Annotated in this window: 14 protein-coding genes; 11 read left to right on the top strand and 3 right to left on the bottom strand. The window is 35.4% G+C overall.

Annotated features, from left to right (window positions below):
• Positions 1 to 136: 136 nt before the first annotated feature.
• Positions 137 to 1,120: a cation diffusion facilitator family transporter gene (locus B3P17_RS10535; protein ID WP_252638170.1), complete on the bottom strand. Its 984-nt coding sequence runs from the start codon at positions 1,118 to 1,120 to the stop codon at positions 137 to 139.
• A gap of 187 nt (positions 1,121 to 1,307) precedes the next feature.
• Here B3P17_RS10535 and B3P17_RS10540 point away from each other — a divergent pair, with 187 nt between their 5' ends.
• The 9 genes from B3P17_RS10540 to B3P17_RS10580 all read left to right on the top strand — a co-directional run bounded on the left by B3P17_RS10540 (position 1,308) and on the right by B3P17_RS10580 (position 11,164).
• Positions 1,308 to 2,636, top strand: a complete 1,329-nt coding sequence (locus tag B3P17_RS10540; protein ID WP_252638171.1) for a deoxyguanosinetriphosphate triphosphohydrolase — start codon at positions 1,308 to 1,310, stop codon at positions 2,634 to 2,636.
• A gap of 798 nt (positions 2,637 to 3,434) precedes the next feature.
• On the top strand, positions 3,435 to 5,162 hold the full coding sequence (locus B3P17_RS10545; RefSeq protein ID WP_252638172.1) for a S41 family peptidase: 1,728 nt from the start codon (positions 3,435 to 3,437) through the stop codon (positions 5,160 to 5,162).
• A 92-nt stretch (positions 5,163 to 5,254) separates the two neighbouring features.
• Positions 5,255 to 5,866 (top strand): DUF4290 domain-containing protein, encoded by a 612-nt coding sequence (locus B3P17_RS10550; RefSeq protein ID WP_252638173.1) that lies wholly within the window; start codon positions 5,255 to 5,257, stop codon positions 5,864 to 5,866.
• Between the two features lie 13 nt (positions 5,867 to 5,879).
• The gene (gene rimM / locus B3P17_RS10555) at positions 5,880 to 6,398 is read left to right on the top strand and encodes a ribosome maturation factor RimM (RefSeq protein WP_252638174.1); all 519 of its coding nucleotides are present in this window, start codon (positions 5,880 to 5,882) and stop codon (positions 6,396 to 6,398) included.
• A 283-nt stretch (positions 6,399 to 6,681) separates the two neighbouring features.
• Positions 6,682 to 7,758, top strand: a complete 1,077-nt coding sequence (gene proB / locus B3P17_RS10560; RefSeq protein ID WP_252638175.1) for a glutamate 5-kinase — start codon at positions 6,682 to 6,684, stop codon at positions 7,756 to 7,758.
• Positions 7,759 to 7,760: 2 nt separating this feature from the next.
• Positions 7,761 to 9,014, top strand: a complete 1,254-nt coding sequence (locus B3P17_RS10565) for a glutamate-5-semialdehyde dehydrogenase (protein WP_291105408.1) — start codon at positions 7,761 to 7,763, stop codon at positions 9,012 to 9,014.
• A gap of 30 nt (positions 9,015 to 9,044) precedes the next feature.
• Positions 9,045 to 9,965 carry an acyltransferase gene (locus tag B3P17_RS10570; protein WP_291105410.1) on the top strand — a complete coding sequence of 307 codons (921 nt, stop codon included), beginning with the start codon at positions 9,045 to 9,047 and terminating at the stop codon, positions 9,963 to 9,965.
• Between the two features lie 16 nt (positions 9,966 to 9,981).
• A complete protein-coding gene (locus B3P17_RS10575) occupies positions 9,982 to 10,164 on the top strand; it encodes a hypothetical protein (protein WP_252638178.1) in 183 nt (60 codons plus the stop codon).
• A 46-nt stretch (positions 10,165 to 10,210) separates the two neighbouring features.
• Complete coding sequence (locus tag B3P17_RS10580) at positions 10,211 to 11,164, top strand: N-acetylornithine carbamoyltransferase (protein WP_252638179.1); 954 nt, start codon at positions 10,211 to 10,213, stop codon at positions 11,162 to 11,164.
• Positions 11,165 to 11,249: 85 nt separating this feature from the next.
• On the opposite strand, the gene B3P17_RS10585 is transcribed toward B3P17_RS10580, so the two are convergent.
• The gene (locus tag B3P17_RS10585) at positions 11,250 to 12,389 is read right to left on the bottom strand and encodes a helix-turn-helix transcriptional regulator (protein WP_252638180.1); all 1,140 of its coding nucleotides are present in this window, start codon (positions 12,387 to 12,389) and stop codon (positions 11,250 to 11,252) included.
• Positions 12,390 to 13,001: 612 nt separating this feature from the next.
• Here B3P17_RS10585 and B3P17_RS10590 point away from each other — a divergent pair.
• Together B3P17_RS10590 and B3P17_RS10595 are read left to right on the top strand one after the other, a co-directional pair.
• A complete protein-coding gene (locus tag B3P17_RS10590; RefSeq protein ID WP_252638181.1) occupies positions 13,002 to 14,372 on the top strand; it encodes a metallophosphoesterase in 1,371 nt (456 codons plus the stop codon).
• 213 nt (positions 14,373 to 14,585) lie between these two features.
• Complete coding sequence (locus B3P17_RS10595; RefSeq protein ID WP_252638182.1) at positions 14,586 to 15,929, top strand: TIGR00341 family protein; 1,344 nt, start codon at positions 14,586 to 14,588, stop codon at positions 15,927 to 15,929.
• 84 nt (positions 15,930 to 16,013) lie between these two features.
• On the opposite strand, the gene B3P17_RS10600 is transcribed toward B3P17_RS10595, so the two are convergent.
• Positions 16,014 to 16,820, bottom strand: a complete 807-nt coding sequence (locus B3P17_RS10600; RefSeq protein ID WP_291105414.1) for a hypothetical protein — start codon at positions 16,818 to 16,820, stop codon at positions 16,014 to 16,016.
• Between the last annotated feature and the right edge of the window lie 275 nt (positions 16,821 to 17,095).

The following is a 17,095-nucleotide window of genomic DNA, read 5'->3' on the forward strand; positions in this document are numbered from 1 at the left end:
TGTAAAAACGAATGCAAAGTTAGTTTTTTTAGTAACTATCAGCTAAGGAGTAAATAAAAAGAGTAGAATACTAAACACGCAAGAGACTAATAATCAACAGATAAAAAGCGACAAATAAAAATAAATTTATGATCCATTAACTTTCTTCGGCAGTTGTCAATGCCTCTTTTGTAAAAGGTGTTATTTCTTTAAAAGCTTCTTTTCTATATGGACAGTCTTTAACTCGGCAAACTGAGCAATATTTCTCCAAGCACGAATCGGAGTGTATAGATATCAACGTATGCTGAGGGAATAACTCGATAAGACTCAATCTTAATTCTTCGCAAGAAGAGTGTCCCTGATCTATATTATAATACCACGGCAGAGTGAGATCACAATCTATAAAAAAATCGCTTCCTGATTTTAACACCTTCAGATTGTGAATATCAATCCAATCATCCTTTCTATTTTCATTTATCGATTTGGTTATTTTCTCCAATGCAACAATATCTGCCGTATCAATCAGATTTTGTATCGTTTTACGCAAAATACCTATTCCTGTAAAAACAATTATTCCACCAAAAATAATTGCAAGAGCACTATCAATCCATACCAAGCCGGTGAAATAGAGGATCAACAAACCTGCAACAAGCCCAATCGTAGAATATGTATCCGATTGGAGATGCTTCCCTCCTGCAACAAGTGCTATAGAATCATATTTTTTCCCCTGATGAATACTATAATAACCAAGTATATAATTTACAATACCCGCAGCAGCAATAACGACAATACCAATATCCAGCTTTTCTATTACAGATGGGGTAAACAATCTTGCAATACCTTCATAGATAATCAACCCTCCTGCCAAAATGATTAATATTCCTTCTATCGAAGCAGATATTAGTTCTATCTTACCATGCCCGAACGGATGATCCTGATCTTTGGGCTTGGCTGCTTTATGTATGGCATACAGGCTGATAAAACCGGCAACTATATTTACAATACTTTCCATTGCATCGGTAAGAATACCAACAGAATTAGTCAAAACGTAGGCTGTAAATTTGCCTATCATCAGAACAATACCACAAGCAACAACAAGAGTTTGTACTCTTTGTTTTATTTTATCCGGATTTGTTTTCATTATTAAAGCTAAGATAAAGTGCCTAATTAAAAGAGCCCTCTGAAATGGTTGAATTTAACTTCAAATATACCTTTTTTTTCTAAAACCAGAACAAAACAATCCTAAGACTTAAGAAGTATTATAACTTATGTTCGTACATTAAAATAACTGAAAAAACTTTATCTTTGATTCTCAAACTAATTAAAGTATGAACTGGCAACAACTGCTTTCGGCAAAACGATTCGGGATGGAAGAATACCATGATGACAAACATCATGATAGAACTGATTTTCAAAGAGATTATGACAGACTAATCTTTTCAGCACCTTTCCGTCGTTTACAAAACAAAACACAGGTCTTTCCTCTTCCGGGTAGTATATTTGTGCATAACAGGCTCACCCATAGCATCGAGGTTTCTTGTGTAGGGCGCTCTTTAGGTGTCATTGTCGGTAAAGAACTGAGAAAAAAGTATCCAAATTCGCCGGCCGATTTCGAAGAAATAAACTCTATCATTGCTGCCGGTTGCCTTGCTCACGATCTGGGTAATCCACCTTTTGGACATTCAGGTGAAACAGCCATCACGAGCTATTTTTCTGAAGACAAAGGCATGCGGCTAAAAGAGAAAATAATAAAAGAAGGTGGACGTTGGGAAGATTTTATAAACTTTGAAGGCAATGCGAACTCAATACGTCTGCTTATACATCAGTTTAATGGCAGACGAAGAGGCGGTTTTGTTATGACCTACTCTATGCTAGCTTCAATCGTTAAGTACCCCTACTCTTCCATCGCTGCAAACGGAGCCGGCAAATTCGGTTTTTTTGAAGCGGAAGAAAAAGATTTCAAAAGAATAGCAAACGAATTGGGCATGCACTGCATTCAAGAAGATCCGTTAAAATACGCGAGACATCCCTTAGTATATCTCGTAGAGGCTGCCGATGATATTTGTTATAAAATAATGGATTTAGAAGATGCTCACAAATTAGGATTATTAACAACTGAGCAAACAATAGAACTCTTCTTGAATTTCTTTCCGGAAGAAAAGCAAAAGAAAATGCAGAAAACGCTGCACGTAGTCAGCGATATTAATGAGCAAATTGCATATCTTCGTTCAAGCGTTATCGGTTTACTTGTAGATGAATGCTCGAATGTGTTTCTGGAAAACGAACAGAGTATTCTGGATGGCAGGTTTGAAAAACCATTAATAAAATGTATTTCTCCATTGCCGAACAATGCTTACCAAATAGCTACAGACGTTAGCTATAAAAAGATATATAAAACAAAAGATGTAGTAGACATAGAGCTGGCCGGACATCGTATCATTGGATTCCTGCTCGACACATTTATATCGGCTGTGGAAGAACCGAATGCAAAATATTCAAAATTGATTCTTAGCCGTATACCGGAACAATATGAAAAAGACGCACCAACATTATATCAACGAATTCTTGCCGTTTTAGACTTTGTATCGGGTATGACAGACGTATATGCGCTCGACTTGTACAGAAAGATCACAGGAATGAGTTTGCCAACGGTTTAACATCTCAAATTTTATCGTTAATAAAGATTAACAACAACACAACCATATAATAAACAAACCATTACATTAAATAAAAAGAATAAAACAGGGCAAAATCAAATAAAAAATTGCAATATGAATTATAAATAATATATTTGTAGCAACAAACGATACAACTTTAAAAACTACAGCAATAATCAATTACATTGCTATAAAACACGTCATTTTATTAGAATAAGAAATATAGCATTTTGTATCATATTGTCATATATTCACGTAAAACATGAAATTTTAGTTGTATTCATCCGAAAAGCCCGGAATGAGGAGTTACGTAAACTAATGATGTCTATAGCTCTGTAGCCCAGAGTCATTATATTGCACGTATGAATTATAAAAAAACGAAAACGAACATTCTGCCCGGAAGGATTGTGCTAAGAAATTATTGGTAATACTAAAAATATACTCACATTAAATAAAAATAAAGATTAAATTCAGTGCCTGATGATATACGGAGATGTAATAAACTATTCACATTTGTATTTGTCTTCAATGTTTGTCCCTCCTTTTTCATTCTAGAGCTTGTGAAAGTATTGAAAGAAAAATCTCAGGCGCTGAATTTTACTTTAATAAGCAAGTAAACAAAAAGAAATATAACGATCTGTTTATTTATTTAGTTCACTATCCCGAAATTTCTACACTTTTACGTTTTTTGTTAAAAATAAGAGATATATAACCATCGTAATTTTATTTATTTATAAAAAAAGTATTTCCTTTGCGTAAAATAATGGAATACAAAACATTTTATATAATTACAGTCTAATGAGAAACCGTTTAATTGCATTTTTCACATTCTCAGTACTTTTGGGGGCTACTTTTGCCCATGCACAAAGTAATCAGGGAAAGAACCAAGAGCAACAACGCTATTTTGATATAAATAAGAACATCGAAATATTCAACAGTGTAGTCCGCGAGATGGATATGTTCTATGTCGATAGCCTCGACATAAATAAAACAATACGCACAGGTATAGACAATATGCTAGGCACACTTGATCCTTATACAGAATACTACAATGAGGATGACATGAAAGAGTTTAGCACGCAAATAACAGGTGAATATGCCGGAGTTGGAGCCATCGTATCTTTCAAGGATGGACGAGTTACTATTATAGAACCATACGGAGACAAGCCCGCCGCAAAAGCCGGATTGAAAGCGGGGGACGTAATCTTGGAGATAGACGGAAAAGATATGACTACCTGCGACTCTGTACCCGGAGAGGTATTTGGGCGCACATTGAGCAGTTTTGTAAGCAATAACCTAAAAGGGCAACCGGGAACAACAATAGAAGTAAAGGTAGAACGCAAAGGCGAGAAAAAACCTTTAACGCTCAAGGTTGTACGCGAGAAAGTTCTTATGGATCCTATTACATACTATGGTATGGTAACTCCTACTATAGGATATATAAGTTTTAGCACCTTTACCGACAAAAGTGCTGCTGAAGTAAAAAATGCATTCCTAGAGGTAAAGAAACAAGGCGCTAAATCCCTTATATTCGATGTACGCCAAAATGGTGGAGGAATCATGGAAGAAGCGGTTCAGATTGTAAATATGTTTGTGCCGAAAGGAAAAGTTGTGCTGTCTACCAAAGGAAAACTAAAACAGACTGATAGGACATACCGCACGACATTGGAACCAATAGATACAGAAATACCTATTATCGTTTTAACGAATAGAGGCTCTGCTTCTGCTGCCGAAATTGTAGCCGGATCATTACAGGATATGGATAGGGCTGTACTTCTTGGCGAACGCACATTCGGAAAAGGATTGGTACAAGTAACACGTGAAGTTCCTTATGGAGGCGGAATAAAAGTAACTTCGTCTAAGTACTACATCCCCAGTGGCAGATGTGTACAAGCAATAGATTATTCCCACAGAAATGCTGATGGTAGTGTGGGACGTATACCAGATAGTCTCACCACTGTATTTTACACCCAAGCAGGACGTCAGGTAAGAGACGGCGGAGGTGTTACTCCCGATATTGTAATGAATGAACCTAAAACCCCAAATATCACCTATTACCTCGAAAATCAATATATCGTTTTCGATTGGGTTACAGATTGGGTAGTAAGACATAAATCGATCGAATCGCCTGAAAAGTTTTCTATATCTAACGAAGACTATGAGGACTTTAAGAAGTTCGTTAAATCCAAAGATTTTCAATACGATCGCATGAGCGAAAAATCAATGGCTTCACTAAAAGAGGTAATGGAGTTTGAAGGCTATATGAAATATGCCAATGATGAGTTTAAGGCTTTGGAAGCAAAACTTATCCCGAACCTTGATCGGGACTTGGAAACTTTCAAAGAAGATATAATGAAACAGATAAACTCAGCCATTGTTAAACGTTATTATTATCAGCGTGGGGAGAAACTTTATTCTCTTAAACATGATGCTGACGTAGATAAAGCAATAGAAGTTCTCGGGAATACAGAATTGTACAAAAAGACATTGTCTGCTCCCGAAAAAATAGCAGAAACGGCGAAGTAAGAAAATTAATTTATAGAGGTAAGTAATTATTTCGTACCTTTGTGGATATCTAATTACTTACCTTTTTATTTATACATATATTACATTTACAAATGGAGTATAACACTCAGTTAAAAAAACTTACTCTTCCTGAATATGGAAGGAATATACAAAATATGGTCGACTATTGTCTTGCAATACCTGACCGAAACGAACGCAAACGCTGTGCAGATACTATAATAAACATTATGGGAAATATGTTTCCACACCTTCGTGATGTAAACGATTTCAAGCACATCTTATGGGATCACTTGGCTATTATGTCCGACTTTAAGCTGGATATAGATTATCCTTACGAGGTAGTTAAGAAAGAAGACTTGAACACCAAGCCCGGAAAAATAGAATATAGTCGTCCCGACATGCAATACCGCCATTATGGTAAAACATTGGAAAAGATGGCTAAGATGGCTGTATCGATAGAAGATCCCAAAGAAAAAGAACAATTCATTTTGCTGGTTGCCACTCATATGAAAAAATCATATATACAGTGGAACAAAGATGTTGAAGATCACAAAATATTCCTTGACCTTTATGATTTATCGGGTCATAAGATCGATATCAGGAACTCAAACATCAAACTTCCTGAAATGAAGGATCTCGGTCAGAGAAATACGCCCAACAACAATGGTGGTGGAAAAAAAAGCAACCAACAAAAGAAAAAATAAACAAGCCTGAGCTATGATAAAAGATAGCGAAGTATTTAAAATAGGGAAACTTATCAAACCTCATGGAATAAAAGGTGAGATAAGTTTTGCTTTTGAGAACGATATATTCGACCGGGTCGATTGCCCATACTTGATATGCCGCATAGATGGCATCTTTGTACCTTTTTTTGTAGACGAATATCGGTTCAAAGGAAGCGAAACGGCTTTAATAACATTTGAGGGTGTCGACAGTGAAGAAAAGGTAATGCAAATGTCGGGACTGGAAGTATTTTTTCCTCGTAAATACTTTGAAGAAGAATCGGATGATGATATAGACTATTCGTGGAACTTCTTTATTGGATTTTCGGTAGTAGACAAAATTGCCGGCAATTTAGGAACGATTGAAGAAATAGACGACAAAACGATTAACACACTATTCCTCGTGAAGAACGACGATGAAGATCTCATAATACCTGCAACAGAGGACTTTGTCGAAAAAATTGATGCTAAAAAAAGAATATTATATCTAAATCTGCCCGAAGGGTTGGTATAAGCATACAATTTTTCAATAAATTTTATCATATATAGTATAAAGTCTGCTGTACAAAGCTGTAGTAGAAAAGTGACATCAGAAACAACGTCAAAAACTGTTACTTTTGTCACCTTTTATAAATAACTACCTATATATAAACCATTTAGAGAAACACTCAAAATCATTTTAAGGCACTACAAGCACAAAAAGAAAAGATAGCAAGCAATTTAACGCCTATTTTCTATTTTATCTATCATTTTACCTGAAATAAAATTTTAACTTTGTTTTTTTTGATATTCTTCTAATGAAAGAGCGTATTACTGTAAAAATAGGAAGTCAGATATTAACCCGAAAAGACGGGACATTAGATGTCACACGTATGTCTGCACTGGTAGACCAGATTGCAGAGCTGCACAAAAGTGGTGTCGAGGTTATTCTTGTATCATCGGGTGCTGTAGCATCAGGTAAATCAGAGATTAAAGTCAAGTCTAAGTTAGATATGATTTCTGCCCGTCAACTATATTCCTCCATCGGACAGGTAAGGTTGATAAACCGTTACTCAGACTTGTTTCATCAACAGAATATTACCTGCGGACAGATATTAGCGACGAAAGAAGATTTTTCAACCAGACGACATTATCTTAATCAACGAAATTGCATGTCTGTGATGTTGGAAAATAAAGTCATACCGATAGTCAACGAGAACGATGCCATTTCTGTTACCGGACTTATGTTTACAGACAATGATGAGATGTCGGGACTGGTAGCCACAATGATGGGCTGCGAAAAACTAATCATACTGAGCAATATCGACGGTATATATAATGGCAATCCGTCCGATCCTAAATCGGAGATATTTAAGAAGATAGATATTACAAAAGACAATATAGAAGACTGTATACAGTCTTCCAAATCATCTACCGGACGTGGTGGAATGACTACCAAGTATAATATTGCACGCAAAGCTGCAGAAGAGGGAATTGAAGTAATAATAGCCAACGGGCGTAGAGACAATATACTTGTAGACCTTATAAAAGGGAAAGATGTGATTTCCACGCACTTTATCCCCTCTACAAAGAAAACAACAAGTATAAAAAAATGGATTGCTCACTCCGAAGGGTTTACCAAAGGAGAAATATACGTCAACCCAAATGCTAAAGAGGTACTCTTGGGAGACAAGGCTGTCAGCCTACTTCCTGTTGGTGTAACCAAAATTATTGGTAACTTCGAGGCTGACGATGTAGTGCGCATCATGGATGAAAAAGGGAAATTGATTGGCATTGGAAAAACTGCATATAGCAGCGAAAAAGCCAAAGAAGTAATAGGGAAAAATAATAAAAAGGCAATAATTCATTACGACTATTTATATATTGAAAAATAAAAATGGACGATTATCACCAGAATACGTTCCAGTTAGTTGCAGAGGCTAGTAAGAGTCTTAACTTATTGGAAGAAAAAGAAATAAACGCAATACTGGAAGCTATTGCAAAAGAAACCGAATCGAAGATGTATTACATTCTTGCAGAGAATCAGAAAGATTTGCAAAGAATGAATACAAGTAATCCAAAATACGACCGCTTGCTACTCGATGAGCAACGGATAATGGATATTGTGAAAGATATCCGCAATGTAGCATCACTCCCCTCCCCTGTAGGAAAAGCCCTAATGCAGAAAACACTGCCCAACGGACTGAACCTATCAAAGGTGACTGTGCCTTTCGGAGTGATAGGTATCATATACGAGGCACGTCCGAATGTCAGTTTCGACGTATTCTCGCTTTGTCTCAAATCTGGAAATGCCTGCATACTAAAAGGCGGCTCTGACGCTCGTTTTTCGAATGAAGCCATAATTGATTTGATAAGAAACGTATTGGACGCAAATGGAATCAATCCGAATGTCTGTACACTATTGCCTAACGACAGGACTGCAACAGAAGCATTAATGAATGCCCGCAACTATGTAGACCTTATTATACCTCGTGGCGGGCAAGAGCTGATAAACTATGTTCGTGAGAATTCTCGAATTCCTGTGATAGAAACAGGTGCAGGTGTTTGTCACACATATTTCCATAAAGATGGGGATGTCAGGAAAGGAAAGGATATTATTACCAATGCTAAAATCAGAAAAGTGAGTGTCTGCAATTCCCTCGATTGCCTTGTTATAGATAGAGAAAGACTCGATGACTTACACTATCTGTGCGAAGACCTTGACAAGAAAGACGTTATTATCTATGCAGATAAACATGCATACGAAGCACTGTTCTCATACTACTCGTACGACCAATTAAAGAAGGCTGACGAAAAAAGTTTCGGCACAGAGTTTCTCGACTATAAGATGTCTATCAAAACAGTAACAGATATAGAAGAAGCAATCAACCATATATCCAAATATAGCTCGAAACACAGTGAAGCCATCATCAGTGAGGATGCTGAAGCTATCAAGCTTTTTGAAAAAATGGTAGATGCAGCTTGTGTCTATTCCAATGCATCTACGGCATTTACCGATGGAGCACAATTCGGACTGGGAGCAGAAATAGGTATCAGTACTCAAAAGATGCATGCCCGAGGGCCTATGGCATTAGAGGAGTTATGCACCTATAAATGGCTGATAGATGGTAATGGACAAACCAGGTCATAAGAGATATTAGGCTTTGATTTAGTACCGATAATGGAAAGAAACTTTACACTCGATTATTTCAAGGTATTTCTAAGTATATTGGTAATAACAATACACATAGGCCCATTATCAGCTACATACCCTTTGCTCAACTGGCTAATATCGCAAGGTATCGCACGGATTGCAGTACCTTGTTTCTTTGTTATAAACGGATATTACCTTGCAAAAAAAATTGATAATTCGAAAGCCTTAAAAAAGTATATCCGACATCTATTGATAATATATGCCGTATGGTCGGCTTTTTACATACTATTGAATATAGATCAGCCACCCATTACAGCCTCGCTCTTCCTCGAATATATCACTTTAGGCATATTACATTTATGGTATGTAATCGCTCTGGTCTATGGAACTCTCTTACTATATATCGCAAAGAAATTTATAAAGAATGATACTGTTCTTCTAGTCTTGGCGATTCTCATTTTCTCAATTGGTGTCTTCTGCGAACCATTGAGAGAGGGAAATATACACATCGTAAGAAATGGCTTTTTTGTTGGATTTCCTTTTATTTTTTTAGGTTATTATATTCATACACAAAACTTAATTTTTAAATCAAGAGATACCACCTTGGTGGCTCTCATTGTATTAAGCCTTATCACATTATGTATTGAATCTTCATGTGCCAGAGATATGTGTCTTGTACGAGATACCTACCTGTCGCTCATTGTTTGTTGTCCTGCTTTAATAATATATGTATTTAAGCATTCGAGCTATAGAATGCCTAATACATATCTTACTTATTTAGGTTCATTAGGCTCTGCAATATATTTTATTCATTACTTTGTCATTATTAAGCTATGGGATATAAGCATGCCTTATACAATCATCCGTTTCGGAGTTATTCTATTTTTATCAATTATTTTATCCGTTTTTATCATATACATAAACAAGCGGATAAAAATATTTCTATAACAGTTAAATTCTTGTCATGAAGAAAAAGAAGAAAACAGCAGGTAAAATATCTATAAAGGATTATATAAAAGCTGTAAAAAAAGCAGACCGGGAAGATGAATTATCTCAATCGCCGGGGTGGCGACGTACAGCAAATGTGCATAAGAGCAAAAAGGTATACGACAGAAAAAGAGAAAAAAGAGATATATCCAAAGAATAAGATTTAACTTTGTACCTTTAATTTGAATACAATAACAAACAACATAATGAAAACTTATACCAATGTAAAAGATTTGGGCAACCTAAATGCTGCAATAAAGGAAGCTCTGGAAATAAAGAAAAATCGTTTTGCTTATAAGAAGCTTGGAGAAAACAAAACCCTGCTAATGGTTTTCTTCAACTCAAGCTTACGCACCCGCCTAAGTACACAAAAAGCCGGAATGAATCTGGGTATGAACACGATGGTACTTGATATTAATCAAGGAGCGTGGAAGCTGGAAACAGAACGAGGCGTGATTATGGATGGTGACAAATCGGAGCATATATTAGAGGCAATTCCTGTAATGGGCAGTTATTGTGATATCATTGGTGTGCGTGCTTTTGCGCAGTTCGAGAATAAAGAAGATGATTATCAAGAAAAGATTCTCAATCAGTTTATAAAATATTCGGGAAAACCTGTCTTCAGTATGGAAGCTGCTACAGGTCATCCACTACAAGCATTTGCCGACCTAATTACAATCGAAGAATATAAGAAAACAGCTCGTCCAAAAGTCGTTTTAACATGGGCTCCACACCCCAAGGCATTGCCACAGGCTGTCCCTAACTCTTTCGCCGATTTCATGAACGAGGCAGATGTTGATTTTGTTATCACTCACCCTGAAGGCTATGAGTTAGACTCTAAATTTGTACGTGGTGCTAAAGTTGAATACGATCAGGATAAGGCGCTGGCCGGAGCTGACTTTGTATATGCTAAAAACTGGGCTGCGTATACCGATCCGAATTATGGAAAGATACTAAGCAAAGATATGTCGTGGACAGTAACCAGTGAGAAAATGGCACTTACTAACAATGCTTATTTTATGCATTGCCTACCTGTACGCCGTAATATGATTGTAAGTGACGATGTTATAGAAAGCCCTCAGTCTATTGTTATTCAAGAGGCGGCGAACCGTGAGATATCAGCACAGACCGTTATAAAAAGAATGCTTGAGAGCTTGTAATAGAATAAATTTATTATAAAAAAATATAAGGAAGTGTTATTCATTTAATTGAAAAACACTTCCTTATATTTTTAACACGTGAAAATCAGTAATGATGGATCACATTACCTTCGTTTATCTGAATATTTTTCTTTTGAAAATACTCGGAAGGAATCATTCCTGTTAGTTGTCTGAAATTACGTAAAGCGGTGCTACGCGAACGAAATCCGACAAAAAAGAAAGCTTCTTGATAATTAACATATTGCCCTGATTCTATTTGTTGCAAGAAATCCTCAATGCGCAGTTTATTAATATAGTGTGTATAGCTTTCGTAGCCATTTTCGCGCATAACTTGCGCCAGAGTTGTACGATTCGTAAAAAGTTCTGAGGCTAACATATTAAGAGATAAATAAGGATCTCGCCATGCATATTTATTCTTCATATATGCATCTAATCTATCAATCAAGATCGTATTTTTTTGCTCAGGACATGAGGATGACTGCACATCTTCTACTGTAGCTTCTTCAGGATGTACACCTTTTTCTTCAGTATTTTTCTCAAGAACTGATTTTCCGATCAGACGATCGAACAGCTCCATGTAAACAATATAGAGACTACACCCGACACTAATATAATAGTACGAAATATTCATTATAGGGTGATTAAACATCAAGATCAGAACATATGCCAGAATATTTATAAAAAGTGTAATCGAGTATTTCTTCAACCAAATATAATCGGTGTTATTGTAGCGTCTTGTACGATGAACAAAAAAGACAAACAGTCCCGGGAGAAATATCAACAATGCAAGTAAAAGACGAAACCAGACCTCAAATCGGTGAGCATCGGGCAACATTTCCAGAAGCGTATTATATGGAGTATAGTGCATACCGGTGCGGGAGGTAACAAGATAAACACCCAGCAAAAACAGCCAAAGAGAATATAGCTTTATTATCCGCCAAAAATTTAAACAGCCGGGAGCAATCACCTCTATAGGATACATAATGTAAGATACAACCATAAAGTTTGCCACCAACAATAATTTTGCAGAAACTACGAAATCGGGAACTACCCCGTTGCAAAGCGCAATAAAACGTGGAATATAATTAAAAACAGAGAAAAAGACTATGACCGCAAGAATTACACGAGAACGTTCTCCGGTCTTACGGCGAACAACTAACAATAGCGAGGCAAGCAAACATACAAGCGCACCAGCAAAGACTGTAGCTATATATAGATATTGCATTATGCGTAATAATTAAATGTAATAAGAGAATGATATGAATGAAGTTACATTCATTTACTTGTTTTTCACTTTAACTGTAAAAAAGAAATCCTAATAATGTAAGCAAATTTGAAATATTACAGGTCTGGTAAATTAAATAGTCTCGTCTTCAAAATACTTTTTGGACCTTTCTTCTGCAAAAGTAAGTTTTAATTTTAACTTTTCATGCCCACAAAGGCAATAATTATAGGATATTGAAAGGGAAATTTCGTTAAAAACACAAAATATGTTATCGGATATATCTTTAACTGTAATTTTTATAAAATAGCTTCCTGTAAGACATATAAATTTAATATTGTCTAAATACAGAGCTCTTTAAGGAATTTTCATATTGCCAATCAACAAAATTAAACTATAACATTTGTAAATATAAGACAGCGGTTTTGTAAATATGAAACATCGCAAGTTCTGATATTGCATAGATTTGTATATCCAATTGTGTGTTGCTACTCCCTGGCAATAATAGCATATATTCGGTATACCAGCAATACTTAAATTAGAGAGAATCGATATTAGAAAACACCCGAATGAATTAAACTGCTTAAAAAATTTATCACTAATACTTATTATACGATGAAAAAAATTTATTATTTACTTTTACTTATTGCTGCAACCTTTCCCTTTAGTTTGGTTTCATGCAATAATACTGACGAAGAGATTACCTCAAATCCATTTGACAGTATCAGCAACGGGAATATCAACGGACGAAACAAGATTGTCGTTATTAGCGACTTGCATCTAGGAAATGATTTGTCTTACTCAGAAAATGTGAAACACCTCAAACGTTTAGAAGAATTCTTAACTGAAGTAAGGTCGTCAACGACTATCAAAGAACTTGTTCTTAATGGCGATATACTGGACGAATGGTATATTCCTACACGTGTAAATCCTTATGGTGGTGGTTCGCAGGCCGACTTTATAAGAAAGTCTGTAGCAGCAAATAAGAATGTTTTTGATATTTTGAACGGAATAATTAAAGATGGTAAGATAAAACTCACCTATATTCCGGGTAATCACGACATGGGATTCACAGCCGAGAATATCGATATTGCAATGCCGGGAGTGAACCAAGCTCGCGATGCAGGAGCTAAATATGGAATAGGGACTTATCATCCCGAAGGTTATCCTCAGATAGCGATAGAGCACAGCCATCGGTACGATTTCTTTAATGCGATAACACCAAATGCTAATGAGAGCGAAGCTCCGGGTGCAACTTTACCTCCGGGTTATTTCTTTGCTCGTATTGCAGCCAACTCGTTTACCGATCCCACTACTCCTGAAGCAGCAACCAAAGTTCCTGAAGTAGTACAAAATAACCCAGGTAATGCCGAACAAGAAAGTAAATTCATTTATTATAACCTGTGGAAGGAAGTAATGGAAGGGCTTATTTATGTGAAGGACAATTTCAGTGACCCTATTATCACAACAAATGTAGGGAACTACACAAAGGCTTATTCGATAAACGACATTCTGCCATATAACAGCTCAACTGATGGAAGTATCCAAATGAAACTATACAATAATTTGTTTACACAGGCCAATTGGAATCGTCGGTTGAGATACAACAATGCTATTGTTATGACAAATATCGACGAAGCAATAGTAGGTAGTCTGAGAACAGAATTTATCGACAAGCAAGCAGATGTACAGTATTTTAGCAATGCTCTATCTAACGTTCGTATTGTCATCTTTGGACACACTCATATACCGATGATAAAGTCTTATACTAATCTCGACAAGCAACCTTGTATATATGCAAATTCGGGAACATGGGAAGACCAAAAGACCCGAGACAAAAACGAAGTGATTGACCAAGATACGAAAAAGATGAACTTTATATTGATTGCTCCTGTGAAATCTGACAAAACAAAAATAGAAGTGGGATTGTACCAATATCGTTATGGAAAGCATGTCTTAAATGATAAAAAAGAAATAGATTTATAATATCCTCGATCTTAAAGTTCTATTGTCCCGATGGCAATTTCTCTCAAAAGAAAAATGTCATCGGGACTAATATTTAATTCTTTGTAATAAATAAAGAATATAAAACCGGAATAAAAAATTAGGGTTAAAAAATATATAATTAATCAAAAAAGAAGTATCTTTTCGGTAAAAATAAAATTGGGTGATAAGATGTAAAATCTAATAATATGCATTATGTACAATTCAATTAGAAAGATACTGACCTATGTCAGCTTACAAAAGCAAACAGAAGATTTTGAAGAAATCCACAATTCCATAACACAAGGAATTTCTTTCAAGGGAACCAACATTTGGATATTAGTTTGTGCTATTATTATAGCATCAGTGGGGCTTAATACCAATTCAACGGCAGTAATAATAGGAGCCATGCTTATCTCTCCATTGATGGGACCGATTAACGGAATGGGCTATAGCATTGCGATTCACGACTTTGGTCTGCTTCGCCAATCTTTAAAAAACTTTGGATTTGCAGTATTAGCGAGTATCATAGCATCAACTATATATTTTACGATTACACCTGTTCATACAGCCCACTCCGAATTGCTAGCCCGTACCAGCCCGACTATTTACGATGTATTGATTGCTCTATTTGGTGGATTTGCAGGTATAATAGCAATCAGCAGTAAGCAAAAAGGAAATGTCATCCCCGGCGTAGCTATTGCAACAGCCTTAATGCCACCCCTCTGCACAGCAGGATATGGCTTAGCTACTTTTCAGTTTTCTTTCTTCTATGGTGCATTTTATTTATTTACCATCAATACAGTTTGTATTGCATATGCTTCGGTTTTGATCTCTCAAATGCTGAAATTTCCAATCAGAGATATCAGTATTAGTGAAACAAGAAAGAAGCGTATCAATCAAGCATTATCTATCATTCTAATCATAATCATATTACCGAGCATCTATTTAGGCTATCGCATGTCTCAGAATGAGAAGTTCAGGGCAAATGCAGAAAAATATACACGTTACGTTGGAATATATAAAGGAAATTACCTGCTCAACAATGAGATTAGTGCCAATAAAAAAGAAATAAATTTAGTATACGGCGGATCATCATTGACGGAAGACGATAAAAAAGCTATTATTGATCAGGCAAATTTATTCTCTTTAATTGATGCTAAAATAACAATTGAGCAAGGACTGGCTATAGACAACGACATGGCTAAAGATCGCTTGAAAGCACAATCGGAAGAAGAAAGGTTAAGACAGCAAATAGCCCTTCTTAATTTGGAAGTTACAGGTTATAGACAGAAAATAGATAGTGTACAGAATCAATATTTTATAGGGAAGCAATTATTGTCTGAATTGGCTCCTCTATATCCCCAGATACAGAGTTGTTCATATTCTGATGCGTATATTTATCAACAAAGCGATACTTTATCTCGCGAGAAAACAGGTATATTTATGATTACATCGAAGAACACTCTTTCGAAAAATGAACAGGAAAAGATAAAGAATTGGCTAATGAAAAGATTAAATAAAAAAGAGGTCAAGGTATATTTTGATATAGGAAAGTAGTCATTAATCATATTATTTTCTAGATTATATTGGTTTTCAATATTATCTATATTTTTATACAATAGAAAGTATCTATCGCTATTATTATTCTATCCATGTTAATTTAGAAGATATTAGATTCCATCTACCATTCTCTTTTTTCAGATAAGCCTCTCCTCCTTGATAAGCAAGCCTAAAGAATAATTTAGCATAGTTCATTTCTTTATCAAAGACTATAGTATACACTTGTGGGTATGTCAAAAGTTGCCAATATGCTCCCCAGTGCCCTCTCCATATTTTTATCTTTTTTTCAAGAAAACATTGTCTTTTAGCTACCTCTTTGTCCGACAAATAATATAAATAATTAAGAGCTTCTTTATTCTTCTTAATACGAGTACCTAAACACGTTGTTAATTCTATATTGTATGAAGGACTTAGATATACAACTTCTTTACCTCTAAAAGAAATATTCGGTCTAAAATTAGTAATAGTATCAGTGCTTATGATATCTTTCTCTAATAATTCTTTCATTAATCTTTCTTCTGCAAAAGCAGGTATCTTTTGTAAATTTAAACTGTCAATACCATCTTGTCCTTCCTTTTTCAATAGCTTTTTGTAAATTATTATTTTCTCGTCTTCAGTATAAAATACTTTATTTTGAACTCTATACTGAAGATTATGCTGAATGATTATATATTTTGTGTTCTGATATATAGTATCTCCCCACTCAGAACTTCCAATTCTTTGCAAGTCTATTGGATTATAAAAAGCATAAAACACATCATATACAGCTTTCTCTGTAGTCAATAAGGCTTGATATTCTTTATCTGAAATTGGCAAAATATCTTTTCGCCAATGATCAAAGAAATCTTCAAGCTTCTTTTCTGACTTTTTTTTGTATGCTTCTTCCAATATATTAAACTGAGAATATGAATAGTTAAAGGATGAGCACAGTAAAAACATAATAATAACTTTCCTCATAGTCCAAATTATTAATAGAGTAATATGTAAAAATACTAATCTATTTTATCTGAGGAAAACTATTATTTTATTTTTACAACAAATTATTCGTAGCTCAACTCTAGTAATTCAGAAATTCAGATCCTTACACTAAAAAAATATCTGAGAATAAACATACGGCACTTTCTGTCGTCTGTCATCCTATTCTGGCTCAAGTCTAAAAGTCG

It is taken from the genome of Dysgonomonas sp. UBA7630 (assembly GCF_002483985.1).
GTDB lineage: Bacteria > Bacteroidota > Bacteroidia > Bacteroidales > Dysgonomonadaceae > Dysgonomonas.